The organism is Nocardioides psychrotolerans (genome assembly GCF_900113685.1).
Classification (GTDB): Bacteria; Actinomycetota; Actinomycetes; order Propionibacteriales; family Nocardioidaceae; genus Nocardioides; species Nocardioides psychrotolerans.
This window is the reverse complement of sequence record NZ_FOQG01000005.1, coordinates 56596-78066: the sequence shown is the minus strand read 5'-3', so window position 1 is coordinate 78066 and position 21471 is coordinate 56596. Positions and strand designations below refer to the sequence as shown.

17 protein-coding genes are annotated in these 21471 nt (G+C 71.0%); 7 read left to right on the top strand and 10 right to left on the bottom strand.

What is annotated here, in order from left to right; genetic code table 11:
• Positions 1-39 precede the first annotated feature (39 nt).
• The gene (gene rpsA / locus BM204_RS07815) at positions 40-1521 is read right to left on the bottom strand and encodes a 30S ribosomal protein S1 (RefSeq protein ID WP_091111824.1); all 1482 of its coding nucleotides are present in this window, start codon (positions 1519-1521) and stop codon (positions 40-42) included.
• 434 nt (positions 1522-1955) lie between these two features.
• Between rpsA and BM204_RS07810 the strand changes: the two genes are divergently transcribed.
• Both BM204_RS07810 and BM204_RS07805 read left to right on the top strand, forming a co-directional pair.
• Entirely contained in the window at positions 1956-2798 is an 843-nt protein-coding gene (locus BM204_RS07810) for a hypothetical protein (protein ID WP_091111822.1), read from the top strand.
• A 44-nt stretch (positions 2799-2842) separates the two neighbouring features.
• The gene (locus BM204_RS07805) at positions 2843-3460 is read left to right on the top strand and encodes a hypothetical protein (protein WP_091111820.1); all 618 of its coding nucleotides are present in this window, start codon (positions 2843-2845) and stop codon (positions 3458-3460) included.
• Positions 3461-3582: 122 nt separating this feature from the next.
• Here the strand turns inward: BM204_RS07805 and BM204_RS07800 are convergent, their stop codons facing one another.
• On the bottom strand, positions 3583-4479 hold the full coding sequence (locus tag BM204_RS07800) for a phosphotransferase family protein (RefSeq protein ID WP_091111819.1): 897 nt from the start codon (positions 4477-4479) through the stop codon (positions 3583-3585).
• 66 nt (positions 4480-4545) lie between these two features.
• Here BM204_RS07800 and BM204_RS07795 point away from each other — a divergent pair, with 66 nt between their 5' ends.
• On the top strand, positions 4546-5400 hold the full coding sequence (locus tag BM204_RS07795) for a class I SAM-dependent methyltransferase (RefSeq protein WP_091111817.1): 855 nt from the start codon (positions 4546-4548) through the stop codon (positions 5398-5400).
• Between the two features lie 30 nt (positions 5401-5430).
• On the opposite strand, the gene BM204_RS07790 is transcribed toward BM204_RS07795, so the two are convergent.
• Entirely contained in the window at positions 5431-6351 is a 921-nt protein-coding gene (locus BM204_RS07790; RefSeq protein WP_091111815.1) for a PorA family protein, read from the bottom strand.
• Positions 6352-6464: 113 nt separating this feature from the next.
• Here BM204_RS07790 and BM204_RS07785 point away from each other — a divergent pair, with 113 nt between their 5' ends.
• Positions 6465-7139 carry a class I SAM-dependent methyltransferase gene (locus tag BM204_RS07785; RefSeq protein ID WP_246165964.1) on the top strand — a complete coding sequence of 225 codons (675 nt, stop codon included), beginning with the start codon at positions 6465-6467 and terminating at the stop codon, positions 7137-7139.
• A gap of 14 nt (positions 7140-7153) precedes the next feature.
• On the opposite strand, the gene BM204_RS07780 is transcribed toward BM204_RS07785, so the two are convergent.
• From BM204_RS07780 to BM204_RS07770, 3 genes are read right to left on the bottom strand one after another with little or no spacing between them, the layout of a single operon-like run.
• Positions 7154-8209, bottom strand: a complete 1056-nt coding sequence (locus BM204_RS07780; protein ID WP_091111812.1) for an NAD-dependent epimerase/dehydratase family protein — start codon at positions 8207-8209, stop codon at positions 7154-7156.
• Positions 8209-8982 (bottom strand): glycosyltransferase family 2 protein, encoded by a 774-nt coding sequence (locus BM204_RS07775; protein WP_091111810.1) that lies wholly within the window; start codon positions 8980-8982, stop codon positions 8209-8211. The genes BM204_RS07780 and BM204_RS07775 overlap by 1 nt, the downstream gene beginning before the upstream one ends.
• Positions 8979-10178, bottom strand: coding sequence for a nucleotide sugar dehydrogenase (locus BM204_RS07770; RefSeq protein WP_218031142.1), 1200 nt, complete (start codon positions 10176-10178; stop codon positions 8979-8981). Before BM204_RS07770 ends, BM204_RS07775 begins: the two co-directional genes overlap by 4 nt.
• Before the next feature lie 127 nt (positions 10179-10305).
• Here BM204_RS07770 and BM204_RS22590 point away from each other — a divergent pair, with 127 nt between their 5' ends.
• Both BM204_RS22590 and BM204_RS07765 read left to right on the top strand, forming a co-directional pair.
• Positions 10306-12147, top strand: coding sequence for a glycosyltransferase family protein (locus tag BM204_RS22590; RefSeq protein ID WP_170259079.1), 1842 nt, complete (start codon positions 10306-10308; stop codon positions 12145-12147).
• Positions 12144-13367 (top strand): acyltransferase family protein, encoded by a 1224-nt coding sequence (locus BM204_RS07765; RefSeq protein WP_170259082.1) that lies wholly within the window; start codon positions 12144-12146, stop codon positions 13365-13367. Before BM204_RS22590 ends, BM204_RS07765 begins: the two co-directional genes overlap by 4 nt.
• Here the strand turns inward: BM204_RS07765 and BM204_RS07760 are convergent.
• Positions 13256-17386, bottom strand: a complete 4131-nt coding sequence (locus BM204_RS07760) for an alpha-(1->3)-arabinofuranosyltransferase domain-containing protein (RefSeq protein ID WP_091111809.1) — start codon at positions 17384-17386, stop codon at positions 13256-13258. The two genes, BM204_RS07765 and BM204_RS07760, sit on opposite strands and share 112 nt — an antisense overlap.
• Complete coding sequence (locus BM204_RS07755) at positions 17383-18135, bottom strand: class I SAM-dependent methyltransferase (protein ID WP_091111808.1); 753 nt, start codon at positions 18133-18135, stop codon at positions 17383-17385. The genes BM204_RS07760 and BM204_RS07755 overlap by 4 nt, the downstream gene beginning before the upstream one ends.
• Positions 18136-18194: 59 nt before the next feature.
• On the opposite strand from BM204_RS07755, the gene BM204_RS07750 reads away from it, so the two are divergent.
• Positions 18195-19394, top strand: a complete 1200-nt coding sequence (locus BM204_RS07750) for a glycosyltransferase family 4 protein (RefSeq protein WP_091111806.1) — start codon at positions 18195-18197, stop codon at positions 19392-19394.
• 75 nt (positions 19395-19469) lie between these two features.
• Here the strand turns inward: BM204_RS07750 and BM204_RS22585 are convergent, their stop codons facing one another.
• Both BM204_RS22585 and BM204_RS07745 read right to left on the bottom strand, forming a co-directional pair.
• On the bottom strand, positions 19470-19622 hold the full coding sequence (locus BM204_RS22585; protein ID WP_170259080.1) for a hypothetical protein: 153 nt from the start codon (positions 19620-19622) through the stop codon (positions 19470-19472).
• Between the two features lie 75 nt (positions 19623-19697).
• Entirely contained in the window at positions 19698-21395 is a 1698-nt protein-coding gene (locus tag BM204_RS07745) for an MmpA family trehalose lipid delivery protein (protein ID WP_091111804.1), read from the bottom strand.
• Between the last annotated feature and the right edge of the window lie 76 nt (positions 21396-21471).

Sequence of the window (21471 nt, the reverse complement as noted above, 5' to 3'; positions counted from 1 at the left end):
CGGGGAGCCGGGCCTTCGCGCTGCGGTGGGGCTAGGCGATCAGGCCTGGCCGCCGGTCAGCTTCTCGCGCAGAGCCTGCAGCGCCTCGTCCGAGGCGAGCGAGCCGCCCTCGGAAGCGCCGCCCTCCTCGGTGTCGACGTCGCCGCCGGAGGAGTACGTCGTGGCCTCGCCGGCCTCGACGTCAGCCTGCTTGGCCTCGGCCTGCTGCTTGACGTGCGCCTCCCAGCGAGCGTGCGCCTTGGCGTACTGCTCCTCCCAGACGGCACGCTGCTCGTCGAAGCCCTCGAGCCACTCGCCCGTCTCGGGGTCGAAGCCGTCGGGGTAGACGTAGTTGCCCTGGTCGTCGTAGGTCGCCGCCATGCCGTAGAGCGTGGGGTCGAACTCCTCGACGTCGGCCGCGGTCGCGGTCTCGTTGGCCTGCTTGAGCGACAGCGAGATGCGGCGACGCTCGAGGTCGATGTCGATGATCTTGACCATGACGTCGTCGTTGACCTGGACGACCTGCTCGGGGATCTCCACGTGGCGCTCGGCCAGCTCGGAGATGTGCACCAGGCCCTCGATGCCCTCCTCGACGCGCACGAACGAACCGAAGGGCACCAGCTTGGTGACCTTGCCCGGCACGATCTGGCCCATCTGGTGGGTGCGGGCGAAGTGCTGCCAGGGGTCTTCCTGCGTGGCCTTGAGCGACAGCGAGACGCGCTCGCGATCCATGTCGACGTCGAGGACCTCGACGGTGACCTCGTCGCCCACGGTGACGACCTCGGAGGGGTGGTCGATGTGCTTCCAGGACAGCTCCGAGACGTGGACGAGACCGTCGACGCCGCCGAGGTCCACGAACGCACCGAAGTTGACGATGGAGGACACGACACCCTTGCGGATCTGACCCTTCTGGAGCTGGGTCAGGAAGCCGTGGCGCACCTCGGACTGGGTCTGCTCGAGCCAGGCCCGGCGCGACAGGACCACGTTGTTGCGGTTCTTGTCGAGCTCGATGATCTTGGCCTCGAGGACCTGCCCCACGTAGGGCTGCAGGTCGCGCACGCGGCGCATCTCGACCAGCGAGGCGGGCAGGAAGCCGCGCAGGCCGATGTCGATGATGAGGCCGCCCTTGACGACCTCGATGACGGTGCCCTCGACGACGCCGTCCTCCTCCTTGACCTGCTCGATGGTGCCCCAGGCGCGCTCGTACTGGGCGCGCTTCTTGGACAGGATCAGGCGGCCTTCCTTGTCCTCCTTCTGGAGGACCAGGGCCTCGACCTCGTCGCCGACAGAGACGACCTCAGAGGGGTCGACGTCGTGCTTGATCGAGAGCTCGCGCGAGGGGATGACACCCTCGGTCTTGTAGCCGATGTCCAGGAGGACCTCGTCGCGGTCGACCTTCACGATGGTGCCGGAGACGATGTCGCCGTCGTTGAAGTACTTGATCGTGGCGTCGATGGCGGCCAGGAAGTCAGCCTCGGACCCGATGTCGTTGATCGCGACCTGCGGTGCGTCATAGTCCGGCTGGATGATGGTGCTCGTCATAAGGGAAAGAATTCCTTGGTGGGCAGATGTCGTGCGGGCGCGCGCGGAGGTCGGTTTCACGTTCCGATGGGATCGAGCGTCGTGCCGGCGGAACCCGGCTGACATCGTCAGTGAGCGAGAGTCCACTCTGTCTGGGACCAAGGCAGACCTCTAGCGCACCCCCCAGCCTACGCCGCGCTTCGTGCGGGCGTCCAACCGGCACCGGTCTGAACCAGTAGCCATCTTTACCTTGATCTCCGTATATCCCATGCCAGGGGGGTACGGCCTCCTCGGCGTCATGGGGACACCAACCCTCGCGCCTGCTTCCTCCACGATCGGGCACCCGCGATCCCTTTCCTTCTCGGAAGCCCTCGGAACGCTCCCTCCGCCTCTCGCCACGTGCGAGCCGGCCGGTGAGCGTCCATATCCCCGCCCCCGCCCCCTCGGAGTCACCCATGAAGATCCCGCGCCCTCTCGGGGCGACGGTCAGTCTCTCGACCCTCGCCCTGTTCTCCCTCGTCTCCGTGCCGCTCGCGGCGCCCGCCTCGGCCGCCACGCTGCCCGTGCCGGCCGGCGCCACGACCGCAGCCACCGGTGAGGTCCTCCACGTCACCGTCCTCAGTGTCCCGCTCGTGGCCTCGGCCGCCGAGGTCATCCTCGGCCAGGTCGAGGGGACCCTCAACGCCACCAACCCGCGCTCGACGGCCGAGTCGCGCAACCTCGAGGGCACGGCCCTGACGGCCGTCCCGCTCAACATCCTCTCCGAGGCGACGCAGGTCGCACCGCCGGACAACCCGGCACCCGCCACCGACTCGATCGTCGCGGGGACGGTCCCGCTCACCATCCCGGGTGTGCTCGACCTCGGGGTCTCCAACTCCTCCGCCCAGGCCCGCTTCGCCGCGGACGGCACCTGCCTGGGCGCCAACGTGCCGGTCAGCCAGTCGAGCGTCTCGACCGCCGACGTGAGCGTCCTGGGGGTCTCGGGTCTCGCGGGCGGGCTCGTCAACCTCCCGGGCACGGCCTCGGTGAGCCAGAAGACCGAGCTGCTCGCCAATGGTCGCCCCAACGGGGGTCGCAACGTGGTCAGCACCGTCACGGGCAGCACCGCCTCGCTGCAGCTCGCCGGCAACAACGTGCTGGAGGTGACGTCGGCACCCGAGCTGAAGGTCACGGCCGACGGCACCACCGGCGGCACCAAGGCGACCTACACCACCCCGATCGTCGAGCTCGGCGGCATGACGATCATCCCCGGCGACCCCGTGAGCGTGCCCGCCGACGCGGGAATGCTCCTGAGCTGAGCGTCGGCACCCCCACGATCACCAAGAGCCCCGACGGGCTGACGGTGACCGCCAGCGCCGCCGCGGTGCACCTCAAGCTCACCCTGGGTGGCGTCATCGACGTGGCCGAGGTCGACCTCTTCCCGATGACCGCGACGGCCAAGGCACCCGCGGGCGGCGTCACCTGCGGCGACAGCGCCGGTGGGGTCGACACCGACCGTGACGGCCTGACCGACACCGAGGAGACCACGGGCTCGCAGAACCCGTTCCCCAACCCGATGATGAACCCCAACGACGCCGACAGCGACAACGACGGCCTGCTCGACGGCCAGGAGACGACCGGCTCGGAGAACGACGCCAACGGCAACGAGCCGACCGACCCCAACACCGCAGACACCGATGGTGACGGCATCGACGACGGCGACGAGATCGACGGCGGCACCGACCCCAACGACCCCCTCGACCCGGGCGGCCCGGCGGTCGACACCGACGGTGACGGTCTCAGCGACATCGAGGAGACCGGGTCCCGCAACACGCGCTTCGACCGGCACAAGACGGACCCCACCCACTGGGACACCGACCGTGGTGGCGTCAGTGACGGAGACGAGATCGCCTCCGGGAGCGACCCCAGCAACGTGTTGTCGACCCCGATGAACCCCAAGGCCGCCGCCGGCCGAGGGTGACCGCTGCTCGCCGGCCCTGAGCCCGCGAGCCCGGTCACTCCTGCCGCACCAAGGGCGGGGCGGAATCTCCCCCCGGGACCTGGTCCCGGGGGGAGTTCTGCGTCCTGACGGTGACACCTCGGTCAGTCGGAAGCAGGCCAGGCGTGGCTATCCCGCTCCCCCGCGATCGCGCGGAGGAGGCGCTCGGCGCGATCAGCGACCGGGTTGTGCCCGTGACGTGAGGCCAGGTCGACCAACGCCCACAGGTCGGCGGCGCGGGCCAGGTCGAGTGCAACGGCCGGCGGGGTGCCGCGGGCTCCGGCGTAGGTCGCCAGGACCGCATCGGCGTAGCGCGGGGCCCGGTCGAACCGCAGCACGTTGCCGAGGTCGGTGAAGGGGTGACCGGCGTGGGCGAACTCCCAGTCGACCAGGCCCGTGATCCGCAAGGTAGTGGGATCCACCAGCAGGTTCTTCGGGTTGAGGTCGCTGTGCACCAGGCAGCGACGACCGACGGAGTCGAGCAGCTCCTGGGCCTCCTCGGCCACCACCGCGAGACCGGCTCGCTCGTCGTCGGACCAGTGGGCCAGCGTCGGCTCGTGCTGGCGGACCCAGTCGACGAGCCCGTCCGCTCCCTCGAACGTCCCGACCCGCAGGTCGCCGTCGACGAAGGGGCCGGGTCGCAGCTGGGGCATCGCGCCGAGGGTGGCCACCAGGGCGCCGACCTCACGCCCGAGGATCGCCAGCTGTGCGTCGTCCAGGCGCGGGAGCACCAGGTCGCCACGCTCGCCGGGGAGCAGGCTCGTCACCAGCAGCGCCGGCATCCCGGTCGCCGGGTCACCGCGGCGCACCTCCAGGACGTCGGCGACCGGCAGCAGCCCGCGCACCAGGCGCAGCAGCGCGGCGTCGACCTCATGGGCCTGCTCGCCGCGCGGCCCGGGCTCGGCATAGATCCGTACGACGTGCCGCTCGCCCGCCGCCTCGGCCAGGAAGGTCTGGCCCGACCAGCCACCTTCGAGCGGGGTCAGGGATGCGAAGTCCATCAGGCCATCGTGCCAACACCACGCGACCCGGCTCGCACGGGAGCGGAGGTGGGCTAGCGTGACGGCGTGCAGGAACACTGGCCGCACCCGCCGGTCCGCGTCGAGCGTCGAGGCGTCAGCGAGGCCGAGTCACGAGCGGCGAACGGCCCCGACTGGGACCGCTACGCCGATGAGTACCAAGCCACCCACGGCGAGTTCCTCGGCGACGCCGGTTTCGTGTGGGGGCCCGAGGGCCTCACCGAGAGCGAGGCCGGGATCCTGGGCGACGTCGTCGGCAAGCACGTGCTCGAGGTCGGATCAGGTGCTGGGCAGTGCTCGCGCTGGGTGCGCAGCCAGGGTGGCCTGTCCTTCGGCCTCGACCTGTCGCACCGGCAGCTGCAGCACTCACGACGCCTCGACGAGCAGACCGGGGTCGCGGTGCCCTCAGTCCTCGGCACGGCGACCGACCTGCCTTTCGCCGACGGGTCCTTCGACGTCGTCTTCTGCTCCTTCGGCGCCCTGCAGTTCGTCCAGGACATCGAGCTCGCGGTCGCTGAGACGGCTCGGGTCCTGAGCCCCGGCGGACGCTTCGCGTTCTCCATCACCCACCCGACGCGGTGGATGTTCCCCGACGACCCCACCGAGGCGGGCCTGGTCGCCAGCCAGTCCTACTGGGACCGCACCCCCTACGTGGAGGTCGAAGACGACACCGGGCAGGTCGCCTACGTCGAGCACCACCGCACCCTCGGCGACTGGGTCAGGGTCCTGGCGGCAAGCGGCTTCGTCATCACGACGCTGCTGGAGCCCGAGTGGCCCGCCGGTCACGACCGGCTCTGGGGCGGGTGGTCGGCGGTGCGAGGACGATTCACCCCCGGCACCGCGATCTTCGGCTGCACCAAGGCGCCCACAGGAAAGCCGAACGCCGGGCCACGCAGAGCGTGACCCGGCGTGCCGGAGAGGACAGGTGGTGCGTCAGACGCCGACGGTCTCGCGACGCTTGGCCGGCGACTGCTCGGAGGAGCCACGGCCACGGAAGACCAGGAGCGCACCGGCGAGCAGGCACAGGATGCCGCCGACGAAGCCGACGATCGGGACGGTGGTGAGGATGAGCTTGACGCTGGCGAGGTTGTCCTTGCTCTCGGAGATGCTCAGCTTCTGCTGGTCGTCGGTGAAGGCGGCCTGCAGGTCGAGCACCATGTCGCCGGACTCGAGGAAGCGCTGCTGGTCCTCGGTCTGGTTGACGATCGCACCGGTGCCGGGCTCGACGAAGATCTCCTTCGCCGAGCTGTAGGTGCCCGGGATGCCCTCGGCGATGTCGATCGGCGCGTCGACGATGCTCACCTTGTAGACGTAGACCTCGAGCCCGTCGAGGTTCTCGGTGCGGTCGTAGACCGCGTCGTAGGCTCCGCCGGCGGTGCCGTCCCAGTAGGGGTAGGTCTTCTTCTCGGAGTCGAAGGGCCACTTGTTGACCAGGCCGTCGTGCGGGGTGGACTCGTCCGCGCGGTACTTCTCGTCGTTGACCGCGAGCCCGGTCGTGCGGCTCGTGGCGAAGGTGTCGATGCTCGCCGCGATGAGGCGCTCGTCGTCACCATCGACGCAGTTGGGCGGGTTGTCGACGTTGATGACGGTGCACGAGGTGTTGACCCAGCCGACGACGGAGTCGTCGGAGATGTCGGAGTCGACCATCGTCACGCTGGTGGTGTTGATGGGGTTGGACTCCAGCTCCCCTGTGGCCGGGTTGAGCTTGTTGGCCGTGCCGCTCAGGTACGTCGTCGTGTTGACGTCCGTGGGCGTCTTCTTGACGACGCCCGGAGCCCACGCCGTACAGATGATGGCCGCCATCAGGAGGAAGCCTCCCAAGCCGAGCAGGACCGGACCGATGAATTTGCGCACTGCATTCCCTCCCCAGGAAATCAAGATATCGGGGCACAGTAACGCATCTCATAGGCGTTCATGGCTATTCCGGGACACGAAACGGCATCGATGCTCCGGGCTACAGTTCGGCCGTGAACGAGAAGCGGACCGAGGACCTCGAGGCCATCTACCGCAACCGCTTCGATGACCGCGAGCTCGCCTCGAAGCGGGTCCTGTGGCGCGTGCTGGTGCAGGACTTCTTCCAGCGCTACGTCCCTCGCGAGGGTGTGGTCGTCGACCTCGGTGCCGGCAGCTGCGAGTTCGTCAACGAGGTCCGTGCGGCCCGGCGCGTCGCGGTGGACCTCAACCCCGACACCGCCACCTGGGCGGGACCCGGGGTGGAGGTCCTCACGACCCGCTCGGACGCGATGGACGAGCTGGACGACGCGTGCGTCGACACGGTCTTCACGTCCAACTTCTTCGAGCACCTGCCCACCAAGACGGACCTGATGACCACGCTGGAGGAATGCCGACGGGTGACCCGCCCCGGCGGTCTGATCGTCGTCCTCATGCCCAACATCCGCTACCTGCCCGGGCGCTACTGGGACTACCTCGACCACCACCTCCCCCTGACGCACCTCAGCGTCGCGGAGGCGCTCGAGCTCTCCGGCTACGAGGTCGTAGAGTCGATCGCCCGCTTCCTGCCCTACACGGTCAAGGACGCGAAGTTCGAGGTGCGACCCCTGATGGTGCGCGCCTACCTGCGCCTACCCCTGGCCTGGCGCTTCCTGGGCAAGCAGATGCTGGTGGTCGGCCGCCGTCGCTGAGCGCGTGGGCGGCGTCAGATGATGCCGTCGTCCATCGCCTGGCGGACCCAGGGGACGACGATGTCCAGCATGTCGTCGAGCGTCGTGGCGGCCGTGAAGCCCAGCACCTCACGGGCCTTGGTCACGTCGGGCACCCGCTTCTGCACGTCGTGCTCGAAGGCCGCGTCACTGACGAACGCGAACCGCCGACCGTCGCCGTGGCACTTGGTCCAGATCAGCTCGGCCAGCTCGAGCACGGTCGTGGACTGGGCGGTCGAGAGGTTGAAGTCCTCGTTGTGCGCCGCCTCGGACTCCAGGGCGGACACGATCCCGCGGGCCAGGTCGGCGCCGTAGGTGTAGTGACGCACCTGCTGCCCATCGCCCAGGACGTGCAGCGGGTCCTGCCCCTTGAGGACCTTCTGGATCAGGTCGGGCACCACGTGGCTCATCGCGAGCTTCACGTTGCCACTCGGGATCTCGACGTCACCCAGGGCGCGCCCCTCGCCGACCCCGACGCAGTTGAACGGCCGGACGATGGTGAACGGCACCTGGTATTGGTCCCAGGCCGCCTTCGCGAAGTACTCCACCGCCAGCTTCTGGAAGCCGTACGACGACAGCGGCGGCGGGATCTTCCGCTCGTCACCCTCGACCGAGGGCCAGTGGTCGGTCGACTCGAACACCATGGAGGAGCTGATGTAGGTCACCTTCTGCAGCCGTCCGCCCGGCAGCGCCCGGATCGCTGCGTCGCACGTCGCGGCCATGATCCGTTCGTTGGTGGCGAGCAGGTCGTAGGGGTAGGTGTGGAAGTAGGAGATCCCGCCGATGAGCGCCGCGCCGGCGACGAGGTGGTCGCAGTCGACCAGCAGGTCCGTCACGAGGTCGACGTCGCGCACGTCGCCCTCCACGAAGCGGTACCGCGGGTGGGAGTCGTAGGACTTCGTCACCGGGCCGTACTTGGAGTAGTTGTCGATGCCGGTCACGGCGTAGCCGCGCGCCAGGAGCTCCTCCACGACGTAGCCCCCGATGAAGCCGGCCGATCCCGTCACCAGCACCCGGAGACCGGCCCCGGCGCCCTCCACCACGGTGTCCATCACGTCGTGCCCTGCTTTCCCTGGTTGCGTGCGGCGATCCTTGCAGCCTGCTGTCTGACCTCGTCGAGGGTGAGCTCGGGACCGAACGCGAAGCGGTACCAGCGCAGGTACTTCGGCACCCACCCCTGGAGGTCGAAGCGCGACTCCCCCAGGGTCCGGTCCAGCCAGATCGTCGGCAGCTCCGCGACCGGACGCCTGAGACGGCGCGCCTTGGCGGTCAGCTCCAGACCGATCTCGAAGCCGCTGCGGCTGTCGATGCCGACCTCGCGCACGAACTCGGTGTCGTAGGCCTTGAAGCTGTTGGTCGCGTCGTCGGTTCCGACCCGGGCGAAGACCCCGAGCGTGCGACCGGCCGTGCGGGACAGCAGGCTCTTGAAGATCGGCCCGCCGACCTGTTGCCCTCCGGGTGAGTAGCGAGACGCTGCCGCCACGACGACCCCGCGCTCCACCAGCCGGGCGAGCGGGTCGATCATCCGCGGGTCGTCGCTGCCGTCGGCCATGGTGACCACCACGACCGGGTGGCTGGCGTGGTCGATGCCGTAGCGCACGGCGTGGGCCGGCCCCCGGCCGTAGGTGTTGACCAGGGTCCGCACCCGCTCGTCGTCACCCACGTGCTCGTGCACGGCGGCGATGGTGGGGTCATCCGGCTCGTCGACCACCACGAGGATCTCGAAGTCCAGCGAGATGCCCTCGACGAGGCGGTCGAGGACCCGCGCGACGCCCTCCTCCTCGTGGTAGGCCGGGACGACCACGGTCACGCTGGGGGTGCTCACGTGAGGCTCCCGTTGCCGCGCAGGTCCCAGACGTCGACGACGGGCAGGTCGGTGACCAGGTCGGCGTACTGCGCGTGCGGGGCGCCGATGACCAGCACGTCGGCCTCGGCGAGCACCTGCTCGAGCGGCACGAGCTCGGGGTCGTCGGTGACGTAGGGATCGGTGGTCAGCACCCGCTGCGCCCGGAACGCCAGCACGCGCTTGAGCCGGTAGGACAGGCTCGAGCGCCGGTCGTCGCTCTCGGCCTTGAAGGCCATGCCCAGGATGCCGACCGTCTGCGAGAACAGGTCGTGCCGCTGCTCCATGCGCTTGACGAGGTAGTCCGGCAGGCCCTCGTTGACGAGCATCGCCGAGTGTCCGAGCGCGAAGGCCCCACCGGTGACGGAGGCGAGCTGCATCGTGTCCTTGAAGAGGCACGGCCCAGCCGCGAAGCCGGCTCCCGGCAGGTCGGCGGTGCGCGGGTAGTCCTGCATCATCGCCTCACGGATGCGGGCGAAGTCGAGGCCGAGGTCGTTGGCGATCATGAAGTACTGGTTGGCGGCGGCGAACTTGATGTAGCGCCAGGCGTTGGTGAACAGCTTGGCGAGCTCGGCCTCCTCGGGCTCCATCTCGATGATCGACCCGGTGAGGGTGCCGAACAGGGCGGACGCACGCGCTGTCGCGCGGGCAGTCCGGGCCGCGACGATCTGGGGCAGCGAGAACAGCTCGGTCATCGCGTGGCCCTCGGCGATGCGCTCGGGGCAGAAGGCCAGGTCGAGGTCGGGGTGGACCGATGCCACCAGCTGCTCCACCCGGCGCGTGACGCCGGGGAACACGGTGCTGCGCAGGACGACCAGCTGGCCCGGACGCAGGCGGTCGAGCAGCGCGCCCAACGCTCGCGGGACGGCTTCGGGGTCCGGGCTGAGGTGCTGGTCGACGGGGGTGCCGACGACCACGACCACGTGCTCGGAGCGGCTCACGAGACCGGGATCGGCCCCAGCGACCAGGGTGCCGTCCGCCAGGGCGGCCTCGAGGGGGGCTTGGACGCCCGGCTCCAGGAACGGCGCCCGGCCGGCCGTGATCTGGTCGACGGCGCCCTGGTTGATGTCATAGATGCAGACCCGCAGTCCGCGCGTGGCGAACGCCACCGCGAGCGGGAATCCCACATGCCCGGCGCCGCCGATGATGCAGACGTCGAACTCGAACTCTGCCGCCACGTTCCGCCTCTCCTGGTGGGCCCGGACCCGTCGTCCCCCGGACGTTCGGCGACAACCTACGCCAGCCGGCCTCCGCGCCCTCGAGGTGTGGCGCGGTGTGGCATAGTCCGCGCCTGAGGAGGCAAGGGTGGGCGCGCAGGGAGCACGACCGCGCCGTTCCTGGGCCGAGCGAGCAGGGTGGGTCGAACACCCGCAGCTCGTGGTCATCACCGGGGCGGCCATGGTCATCGGCCAGCTGGTCTTCCGGGCGTGGGCCCTCTACCCGAGCTGGTTCTACCTCGACGACTACGGCCTCCTCCTGGAGGCCCAGGACCAGAGCCCGACCCTCGGCTACGCCATGACACCGTGGAACGGCCACCTGATGCCCGGTGGGAGGTGGATCGCCTCGCTCGTGTCGGCGTCGGGGACCCTCAACTGGGAGCTGGCCGCCACGATCACCCTGCTGATCCAGCTGCTCGCCAGCATCGCCTGCCTGTGGATGCTGGTGACGCTCTTCGGCAACCGATGGGCGGTCCTGGCGCCGTTCGCGCTCTACCTCACGACCGCGATGACCGTCCCGGCCACGATGTGGTGGACCGCGTGCCTGAGCCAGCTGGCGATCCAGCTCGGCTTCTTCCTCGCCGTGGGGTGCTGGGTCCGCTACCTGCGAGACGACGGCGCCCGCTGGCTGCTCGCCGCCTACGGCGCGGTCGCGCTCGGCCTCCTCTTCGACGTCAAGGCGCTGTTGATCCTGCCCGTGCTGGTCTTCGTCGCGCTGGCCTACTTCGCGGAGGGCTCCGCCTGGGCGCGGATCAAGCACGTCGTCGTACGACGTCGGCTCGCCGCGGTGGTCGGGCTGCCGCCCGTGCTCGCCTACGTGGCCTACTACGTGCACGCGGTGGATGAGCCCTTCGTCTCCCCCTCCCTCGCCCTGGTCGGCGAGCTCACGGACACGATGGTCGGCACCGCCTTCGCCTCCGCCCTCGCCGGTGGCCCGTGGAGCTGGTCGCCGCTGGCGCCGCCGAACTCCTTCGCCGACCCTCCCGGGTGGACCGTCCACGTCGCGTGGGTGCTGGTTTCCCTGACCGTGCTGCACGGTCTCCTCCGTCGCGAACGCACCGGACGCGCCTGGGGGCTGCTCGTCGGCTACCTCGCGGTGCTCGTCGCGCTCCTCGCCGTCAGCCGGGCGCCCGTCTACGGCGACGTGATCGGCCTCGAGTACCGCTACCTCACCGACGCCGCGTGCGTCGTGGCGCTCTGCCTGGGCCTGGCGTTCCTGGACCTGCGCGGCGCGCAGCAGCCGAGCCGGCCACGTCCCGAGCCCCTCCTGCGCGCTCCCCTGCCTCCCTGGGTCACGGTCGGGCTCGTCGCGGTCGTGAGCGTGTCCGGACTCATCAGCTCGGCGCGCCACGTGCACATCTGGCACACCGAGAACGTCAGCGATGCCTACGTCCACCGGCTCCAGGCCGAGCTGCGGACCTATGGTGCCGTGGACCTGGCGGACCAGGCCGTGCCCGAGGACGTCGTGCCGGCGGAGTTCACGCCCGACAACCAGGTACGCCGCATCGTCGAGCTCGTCTCGGACCGGGCGTCCTTCCCCGAGTCGAGCCCGGCGCTGGCGGTCGTGGCCCCGGACGGCAGCGTGCGCAAGGCCCTGATCGACACCGGAGTCACCTCGCGGCCAGGACCGGAGAGCGGCTGCGGCTGGCGCGTCGACGAGGACGGCCTGAGAGTGCCCCTGACGGGGCGCGCGTTCCCGTGGCAGTGGTGGATCCGGATCGGCTACCTCTCCTCGACCGACTCCCCGGTCGTGGTCTCCGCCGGCGACACGGTGCTGGAGACCCAGGTCCAGGCCGGCCTCAACAGCCTCTTCGCCCGGGTGGACGGGTCGTTCGACGCCATTCGACTCACCGGGCTCGACGCAGGTGCGACCCTGTGCGTGGACATCATCGAGGTGGGTCAACCCGAGCCCGGAGGGACGCTGGAGTGAGTGAGCACGTGACGCAGGTCGTCGAGCAGCGGCCGGAGTTCCCCGTGCTGGACACCCTGCGCGCCGTCGGCGCGCTGGCCGTCCTGACCACGCACACGACGTTCCAGTCCGGTGAGTACGGCCGCAACGGTGCCGTCGGCACCCTGTTGTCGCGCCTCGACGTCGGCGTCGCCATCTTCTTCGTCCTGTCGGGCTTCCTGCTCTCGCGGCCCTACCTCGCGCGGGCGGCAGCCGGACGTGAGCACCCGTCAACGGGGCGCTACTACTGGAAGCGCTTCCTGCGCATCTACCCGGTCTACGCCGTCACCGTCGTCATCGCCCTCGCACTGATCGACGAGAACCGTGGTCTCGGGGTCGTGCAGTGGTTCCGGTCGCTGCTGCTGGTCGACATCTACACCTCGCCGCGACTCCCCCAGGGGCTGACCCAGATGTGGAGCCTGGCCGTCGAGGCGATGTTCTACCTCGTGCTGCCGCTGCTGATGCTCGCGGCCCTCGGTCGCGGCAAGGGGCTCCGGCCGGGGCGTGTGGGTGCCGTGCTCGGCGCGCTGGTCGCCGTCAGCGTGTGGTGGGTGCTGTCGCTGGCCGGGGTGGTCGCGGAGTCCTCCGCCGGCGTGCCGATGAGCTGGTTGCCGGCGTACCTCACGTGGTTCGCCGTCGGGATGGCCCTGGCACTCGCGCACGTGCTGCACCAGTCCCGAGGTGACGCAGCCCCGGCTCCGCTGCGGCACCTGACGACCCTCGCCGGCATGCCCGGGGCCTGCTGGGCGGTCGTCGCCGGGTTGCTGCTGGTCGCCGCGACCCCGCTCGCCGGTCCGTCGTTCCTCTTCGTCGCCAGTCCCGCCGAGGCACTCACCAAGCACGTGCTCTACGCCGTGATCGGCGGGCTGGTCGTGCTCACGGGGATCTTCACCGTGCCCGGCAGCTATGCCCGGGTCATGTCCGCTCCGGCGCTGCGCCACCTCGGCGTCATCTCCTACAGCACCTTCTGCATCCACCTGCCCGTGCTGCACCTGGTGATGTCGGTGACCGACTACGGGCTCTTCCAGGGCCACGGGTGGCAGATCTGGGCCCTCACCCTCGTGGTCAGCCTGGTCGCCTCCGAGGTGCTCTACCGCGTGGTCGAGAGGCCCGGGATGCGTCTCGGCGGCCTGCGACCGCCCTGGGGCCGCTCCTCGACCAGCCACCCGAAGAGCACGGCGCAGACCACCACGACCAGGTAGTGCGGCCACTCGAAGGTGCCGGCCCAGCCCGTCGCGCCGCCCCAGGGCCGCAGCGCAAAGGCGCCGGCAGCAGGGAGCACGACGGCTGCGAGCAACCACGGCGCGGAGTCGGGTGAGCGGCGGCGCAGGATCGCTGCGACGACGAAGCCCACCGCCGCCAGGCCGGCACCGAGCGAGCCGGCCAACAACCCGCCCCCGAGGACGGCGAACGCCGCGAGGGCAGCGGCGGGCAGGCGCGCTGCGCCCAGGGGGGCGCCGAGGGTGTCGGTCCAGCGCCGACGCGGCACGCAGCACAGCGCGAAGAGGGCGAGCAGCCCCAGCAACCCGGCGACGAGCGCACCTCGGTAGAGGGTGTCGGGGGCGAAGTCCATCGTGACGGTCTCGCGCGAGCCGACCTCCGGCAACCAGTAGCCCTGCTGCCACCCGTCGACCACGACCGGGGTGAGCTCGCGGCCTCCCCGGGTCGCCACCCAGCCCGGGTTGGTGTTCTCCCGGACCGTGAGGAGGGTGTCGGTGCCGCCCGGCAACAGCTCGAGGTGGGCAGGACTGGTGCGGCTGTTGATGACGGGTTCCGCGGATCCCACCTGGTCCACGCCGTCGGTGAGCACCAGTGACACCGGGGTGAAGGCATCCGTCGCCTCGATCGCGACCTGGCCCGGACCCTCCGGCAGCGCCACCTCGCCACTGCCGCACAGCCGGGCCTCGAGGGCGCCGCCCTCGAAGAGCTCGCGCGGGCTGGCGATCACGCTGGTGGGGATCGCCTGCCGCCCGGTGTCGATCGTGGGGCCCTGGCCGCACGCGTAGGCGCGGGGCTCCTCGGGAAGGACCAGCGGGAGGTAGGACAGGCCCCGCACGTCGAGCTCGGTGATGCCGACCGGGATCTGGGAGCCGTTGGAGGCGAAGTCGAGGCTCGAGGCGGGCTCGGCCTCGCGGACCGCCAGCGTCAGCTGGTCCACCCGGATCGCCGGGAAGCTCACCTCGCCGTCGTCGTCGACCGACACCTCGCGACTCCCACCCGGCCAGGTCAGGGTCAGCTCGGTGGGGACCCGGGCAGCGGTGTCCGGCGCGACCGAGAGGTCCAGGCCGGTGATGGTCTGGCGCTCCAGCCAGTTCATCCGGATGATCGGGTCAATGTCGGCGAGGACCGCCGTCCAGGTCGTGCTGCGGTCCCCGTCGACGGCCGCCACGATGGAGGCCCGCAGGTCCGGGTTGCCCGTGGAGGACGCGGAGACGCCGATGGGCAGGCCCTGCTGCATCAGTCGCGTGGTGGAGCTGCCGGGGCGGGCACGCACCGTGAGCCGTCCGTCGTACGTCGTGGGCTGCGGGAGCGTGATGTCACGTCGCATGCCGGCCGGCTCCTCGGGGGCGACGTCGCGACCCTCGACGCAGCGCACGGCCCGGTCGACGACGGCACAGCCGCGGCGGGCGTCGTCGATGGCGCGCAGCACGATCGTGTCGGGGCTCCCCCACGCCTCGGGCAGCGTCGGCAGCACCAGGGAGCGGGTGACCTGGAGCCCGGGCACGTCCACCTCCGCGAGGGCGAGGCGGTTGCCCGGTCGTCCGGACACGTCGTCGACTCGCAACCACGTGGCGTCCGGCTCGTCGACGGTGACCGTGCGCGTGGCGCCGCGCGGGACGGCGAAGGGGCCCAGGACGCTGCCGGGGGTCGAGACCTCGACGACCTCGCGCTCGTCGGGACCGGCCGTCACGGTGATCGTGGCCAGGTCGCGCGGACGGTCGAAGTCGACCTGCCACCAGGCGGCCTCGGCGGTGAAGTTGCCGACCCAGGCGGTGCTGGCGTCGCCGTCGAGTGCCGCGTAGGGCAGCTGACCGCGCTGCACGGGTCCGATCGCGGTCGAGTCCGACATCGACGACGACGCCTCGACGGAGGCGACGCCGTCCAGCCTGGCGAAGGTCGACCAGCGGTCGTCGGTGTCGATGAGGTAGTCGCGGGTGGGGTTGCCGAGCCGCCGGGTCTCCCCCGGCACGAGAGTCGCCGAGGCGCCGTCGTGGACACGACCGAAGTTGCGCTCGACCGCCTGCAGCCCGTCGGTCAGCACCAGCTCCGATCCTGGAGGAGGAGCAGCCACGACATCGGGTGCCAGGATCGTCGGTTCGTCGCCGAGCAGCCCCAGGTCGCTCAGGTCGAGCAGGTCCTCCGGGCCGCCGACCACCACGGGAGGCTCGGTGCTGCCGACCGCCAATGACGCGGCGCCCTCCACCTCGAAGACCTCGATGGCGCGGTAGGAGTTCTGCCAGCCGGCGTTGACCAGGATGCGGCTGCCGTCCCTGCCCTCGAGGCGGGCCTCGCCACCGACCTCAGGGCCGAAGGTCCGCACGGCGGTGAGCCCGGGAGAGTCCTCGATCGCCTGGTGGACCAGGACCGGGTCGGGGACGTCGCCCGAGCGTTGCAGGTCGTTGCGGACGACCAGGTGGGTGATGCCGGCGCGGCGCAGGTAGGACGCCAGCCCGGGCGAGCCCTCACCCTGCGCGAAACGGGCCTCGATCGCGTCGAGCATCCGGATGTTGCCCGCCGGGGTGAGCGGCACGGCGTTGCGGACGGTCCAGTCGGCGGCGTCGAACCACTGCAGCGGCTCGTCGCGCGGGGTGCCCCAGACGTAGGTCCCGAAGGAGGACCCGGGCACCAGCAGCGCGGTGCTCTGCTCGGCGTCCAGCCAGGCCGAGGCCTCGGTCCAGTAGTCCGGCACCGCCAGCACACCCCCCGTCGGGGTCACCCGGCCCACGGCGACCGGCAGCGCCGCGCCGAGGACGGCGACGACGGCGGTGACGAGCACTGCCCGCGTGTTGACCCGACGTACGGAGGCCTCGACGCGGTCCTCGCTGTCGGGCCTGCTCCGGCGCTCGGCGAGGTCCTCGACGAGGGCCCCCACCAGCCAGGCGAGCCCCAGGACGAGCGGCAGCCGGATGAGCGGGTCGAACTTGTGGACGTTGCGCAGCGGCGCCAGGACCCCGTCGAGCAGCGAGTGCAGGTCGACCGCCGCCCAGCCCTGCACGTTTCCGAGGTGGCCCATGGTCACCATCAGCAGACCCAGCAGCAGCCCGCTCGCGAGGAACAGGCGATGGGGGTTGCCCTTCCAGAGCAGGCCCACGAAGCCGAGGAACAACACCACACCGCTGTTGATGATCAGCACGTAGTCGCGGATCAGGTCGTTGCCCGCGCGTGAGGAGGTGTCGATGTAGGGCACCCAGTTGGAGGTGCCGCGCAGCGCGTCGAACAACGAGGTGGGGAACGTCGTGTTGGAGGCGGACTCGATGAAGTCCAGGAACGGCGGACTGTAGGCGCCCATCAGCGCCAGCGGCACCAGCCACCAGAGCGTCCCGAGAGCCGTGAACACCGGCCACCACACCATCATGGTCCGGCGCCGCTGCCCCGGCGAGCGGGTCAGCAGCCACAGCACGCCGAGCGGCAGCACCGCGAAGGTCGCGGCAGCGTTGACGCCGCCCACCATCGCCACGGCCAGGGCGGAGAGCGCTGCCGCCCGCCGTGCGGAGCCGCGCTGCGAACCGATGACGAGAGGCACCAGGACCCACGGGGCCAAGGCACTGGGCCAGGCCTCGATCGAGATCGGTCCGAGGGTCGTGAGCATCCGCGGCGAGAGGGCGTAGGCGAACCCGGCCAGGAGGCACGCGAGGTCGCTGCGGACCCCGAGCAGCCTGCTGAGCGTGGCCGCGCCGAGGAACGCCACGCACAGGACCAGCGCCAGCCAGAGCCGTTGGACCACCCACGGCTCGAAGTCGAGCGCGGAGCCGGCCAGGAAGAACGGTCCCATCGGCCAGAGGTAGCCGTAGGCCTGGTTCTGCAGCTGGCCCAGCGCCCCCACGGAGTCCCACAGGTGCAGCGTGCGGGCGAGGAACCCTGCCGGCGCGACCGCGAGGTCGAACTTCGTGTCGCTGACCAGCTGGCCGGGCGACTGGATCATGGCCAGGCCGACCAGCAGCGCGCACGCTGCGAGGCGACGGAGCCGGAACCTGGTGCGACCGAGCGCGTCCGCAGTCACTTCCTGCGAAGGATCAGCACGAGGTTCCACGTCACCACCTCACGCACCAGCGGGACCTTGAGCAGCCAGTAGCTCCAGGACGGGTTGTAGCGCGGCACCACGGCGACGACGTCGGCGTCGGCCTGGGTGCGCGCCCAGCGCAGCCCGTCGCTGGCGGTCACGGCGAACAGGGACTCGCCATACCTGTTCTTGGGCTCGTGCCCGTGCTTGCGGGCGTAGCGGCGGCGCGCGAAGCGACCACCGAGGAAGTGCCAGGGTGCGGTCTCGTGGCCGCCCCACGGCCCGAACCACAGGGTGTAGCTGATGAAGACCGTGCCACCAGGTCGGGTCACGCGGAGCATCTCGTCGGCCATCAGCCACGGGTCCGGCACGTGCTCGAGCACGTTGGAGGAGTAGCAGACGTCGATCGAGGCGTCGCGGAACGGCAGCTGCATGCCCGACCCGATGACGGTTCCCTCGGCGATGTCACCGAGGCCGGCGAGCTCGCCGGCGTCGGCGTCCAGGGCGACGTACGTCGCACCGGCGGCCCGGAACGCATCGCGGAAGTAGCCGGGCCCACCACCCACGTCGAGGAAGCGCTGACCGTCGAGGTCGACGTACTGCGAGAGCTGCCCGACGGAGTCGTCGGCGATGGCTGAGTAGAAGCGGGCCGGGTCGGTCTGCTCGTGGCCGAACTCGCCGAGCAGGTGCCGTGAACGTCGCAGGGTGGCCTTCCAGCGAGGGCTGGAGAGGGTCGTCGGCGTCGGCACGCGGGCGACCCTACCCGGTGGTAGCGGACCGCGAGGGGGGTTGGCCTAGGGTGTGCCGGATGCACGACCTGCCTGAGCTCGCCGAGGCGCCCGAGCTGCCCGAGCTGGTGGGCAAGCACGTGGTCTTCCTCAGCTGGCGCGACACCCGCAACCCCGAGGGCGGCGGCGCCGAGCGCTACCTCGAGAAGATGGCCGCCGGGCTCGTGGCCCGTGGCTGCACGGTGACGGTCTTCTGCGCCGCCCACGCAGCAGCTGCTCCGGAGGAGGTCGTCGACGGCATCCGGTTCGTACGACGCGGCTCCAAGCTGTCGGTCTACCTCGCCGGCATGCGCGCCCTCCGCCGCGGCGATCTCGGCCGACCCGACGTCGTCGTCGACGTCCAGAACGGCCTGCCCTTCTTCTCCCGGCTCGTCACCCGGGCGCCGGTCGTGGTGTTGGTCCACCACGTCCACCGCGAGCAGTGGCCGGTGGTCTACCCAGGGCTGTCGGGCCGGGTCGGCTGGTGGATCGAGCGACGCTTCGCACCCTGGCTCTACCGCCACTGCCAGTACGTCGCGGTGTCGCGTGCGACCCGCGGGGAGCTGCGCCAGCTCGGAGTGCGGGGACCGCGCATCGCGGTCGTGCACAACGGCACCGACCCCTACGTCGCCGTCGACCCCGGCCCATCGCCCACGCCGCTGGTCGCCGTGGTCGGACGGCTGGTCCCCCACAAGCAGGTCGAGCACGCGGTCGACGCGGTGCTGGCCCTGCGGGCAGAGCTGCCCGACCTGGAGCTCGTGGTGGTGGGCGGCGGCTGGTGGGACGCCCAGCTGCGCGAGCACGTCTGCGCCGTGGGCGCCGAGGACGTCGTGACCTTCGAGGGGCACGTCGAGGAGGAGCGCAAGCACGAGGTCTACGAGCGCGCCTGGGTGCTCGCCCTTCCCTCCCTCAAGGAGGGCTGGGGCCTGGTGATCGGCGAGGCCGGGATGCACTCGACCCCCTCAGTCGCCTACGCGTCGGCCGGAGGGACCCGCGAGTCCATCGAGGACGGCGTCTCCGGGCTGCTCGTGGACACGCAGGACGAGCTGACCGAGACCCTCGGTCGCCTGTTGCGCGACGACGACCTTCGGGCGCGACTCGGCGCCGGAGCACTGGCCAAGAGCCATGCCTTCACCTGGGAGACCGCGCAGCAGGCGTTCGCCCTGGTGCTGCTCGCCAGCCTCCACGGTCGCCTGGTCGACAGCCAGGACCCCGAGGACGTCCAGGACATCGACGCCTGAGCGGAGGTGTGAGGGACGTCAAGAACGGCCCGGCCGAGAGGCCGGGCCGTCGTCAAGACGTGTGACGCTTCGAGGTCAGTTGGAGCCGTACTCGATGACCGGCGCGTTGACGTTGGTCGGAGACTTGTCCGGAGCCGCAGTCTGCGAGGACACCACACCCACGATAGTGGCAGCTGCCACGACACCACCGAGCACGAGCGCGCCGATAGTGGTCAAAATCGTTCCCATTGAAGACCCCTCCCTGAGTTTCGAGCTCAGCCTAGCAGCGGCTCACGTTTCCATCGTGTTTCTGGAGACCTTGGGTCAAATCGTGATGCGTCGGCGGCGGCGTGCGCCGCGCAGGCTTCCGAGGCCGACCACGACGGCCGCGAGGAGCAGGCCCCCGAACGCCGACCAGGCGCCGGCCATCGCCACCATCCACCCGGTCGGGACGTCCCTCTCGGCCGTGTCCGGCAGGACCACGACAACGAGGTCGGACGTCGCGAGCACCTGCTCACCGGCCACCAGCGGCGCCGGCCCCGGAGCCGTCACGTCGACGATCACGACGCCGATCCCCAGCTCGCCCAGCAGCTCCGAGCGCTCCCCCGGTGTCCCCGCGTCGAGGGCCGCCCGGGCCTCGCGGACCCGGGGGTCCTCGCCGGCGATGACGACGCCCGAGACCACGAGCTCGTCGCTGGCCACGTAGTCGGGCGTGAGGTAACGGCCGACCGGGTCCAGCACCTTGCGATCGTCGTTGAAGGCGGGTTGGCGATAGCTGGAGAGGGGCAGCACCAGGACGTCTCCCGGCTGCTCGGCAACGGCCGAGGCGACCGCGTCGCGCGCTTCGTCGTACGACGGGGGGTAGGTGGCGCTGCCCAGGCGCGAGGTGACACCCCACGCAGCGTCGGGCAGGAGAGCGACGGGCGCGAGGACGACCGCCACGGCGACTGCCAGGCGCCCCACGAGGCCCGACGGGCCGCGCGACCAGAGCACGTCGACCCCGGTGGCGGCGGTCACCGCCAGCAGGGGCGCGAGGAGCGCGAGCTGGCGCGCCCCGTCCCGCAGGAGCCCGGCCCCGGGGACCTGCTCGACGAGCCATCCCGTCGCACCCGGCGCAACCCAGGTGAGGACGGCCAGCGCCCAGCCCGTCACGGCGCAGACGAGGAACGCGACACCGTCGCGGGCGCCGAGGCGGCGCCACCAGGTGCGCGCACCGACGGCCGCGAGGCCCAGGACCACCAGCAGCGCCACGACGGCGAGCATCCCCGCCCGGGAGGACGGCATCGTCTCGGCGTTCCATGCGCCGCCGAGCCCGAGGGCAGCAAGCGGGCCCGGCAGGAGGCCCTCGTCACGCAGAGCGAACGCGCTCGCCCCGTCCGCGTCGGTCACCGAGGAGGAGGCGTGCAGCAGACCGGCGACGAGCCACGGGGCGTTGGCAGCCACCACGAGCAGGAGTGCCCGGAGCGTCCGCGCACCTCCGGCGACGAAGGCCAGCACCACGAGGGCCGTGACGAGGCCGGCGCCGGCGCTGAGGCTGCCGAGCGGCACCAAGCACAGCAGCCGTCTCGGGAAGCGCCTCGTCTGCCGCCACTCCCGCGCAGCGACCAGGCACCACGGCAGGACCGCGTAGCCCACGAGCACCGGCCAGTGACCCAGCACGAGCCGCTCTGCGACGAAGGGGTTCCACTGGAAGAGGCCGACCGCGACGGCACGCGCGACGAGGGCCGTGTGCGGCACCAACCGGGCTGCGCCGAGTCCCCCGGCGACCAGCGAGCCGAGCAGGACGGCCTTCTGCAGGAGCATCCCCGGCACCACCTCGTCCAGGAGCGCCACGACCGCATCGGAGGGCACCGCCCGTGGGAGCCCCGTCGCGACGCCGAGGAAGTCGGGTCGTAGGGCCAGGTCCGGCACCCAGACCATGTCGAAGCTCAGCACGTAGCCGCGCCCCAGCGCCGGCCCCAGCAGCACGAGTGCCAGGACCGATGACCACGCCGGGAGCACCCAGCTGCGCCACTGCCTCACGCAGGCTCTCCTCTCACGCGTTCTGCCCGCTCGCGATCGCGTGGGGTGGCGCCGATCCAACCACCTCGCACATCGA

Coding starts and splice junctions, on each gene's coding strand:
- BM204_RS07750 (WP_091111806.1), top strand. CDS start 18,195: ATGCACGACCTGCCTGAGCTCGCCGAGGCGCCCGAGCTGCCCGAGCTG.
- BM204_RS22585 (WP_170259080.1), bottom strand. CDS start 19,622: ATGGGAACGATTTTGACCACTATCGGCGCGCTCGTGCTCGGTGGTGTC.
- BM204_RS07800 (WP_091111819.1), bottom strand. CDS start 4,479: ATGGACTTCGCATCCCTGACCCCGCTCGAAGGTGGCTGGTCGGGCCAG.
- rpsA (WP_091111824.1), bottom strand. CDS start 1,521: ATGACGAGCACCATCATCCAGCCGGACTATGACGCACCGCAGGTCGCG.
- BM204_RS07810 (WP_091111822.1), top strand. CDS start 1,956: ATGAAGATCCCGCGCCCTCTCGGGGCGACGGTCAGTCTCTCGACCCTC.
- BM204_RS07780 (WP_091111812.1), bottom strand. CDS start 8,209: ATGGACACCGTGGTGGAGGGCGCCGGGGCCGGTCTCCGGGTGCTGGTG.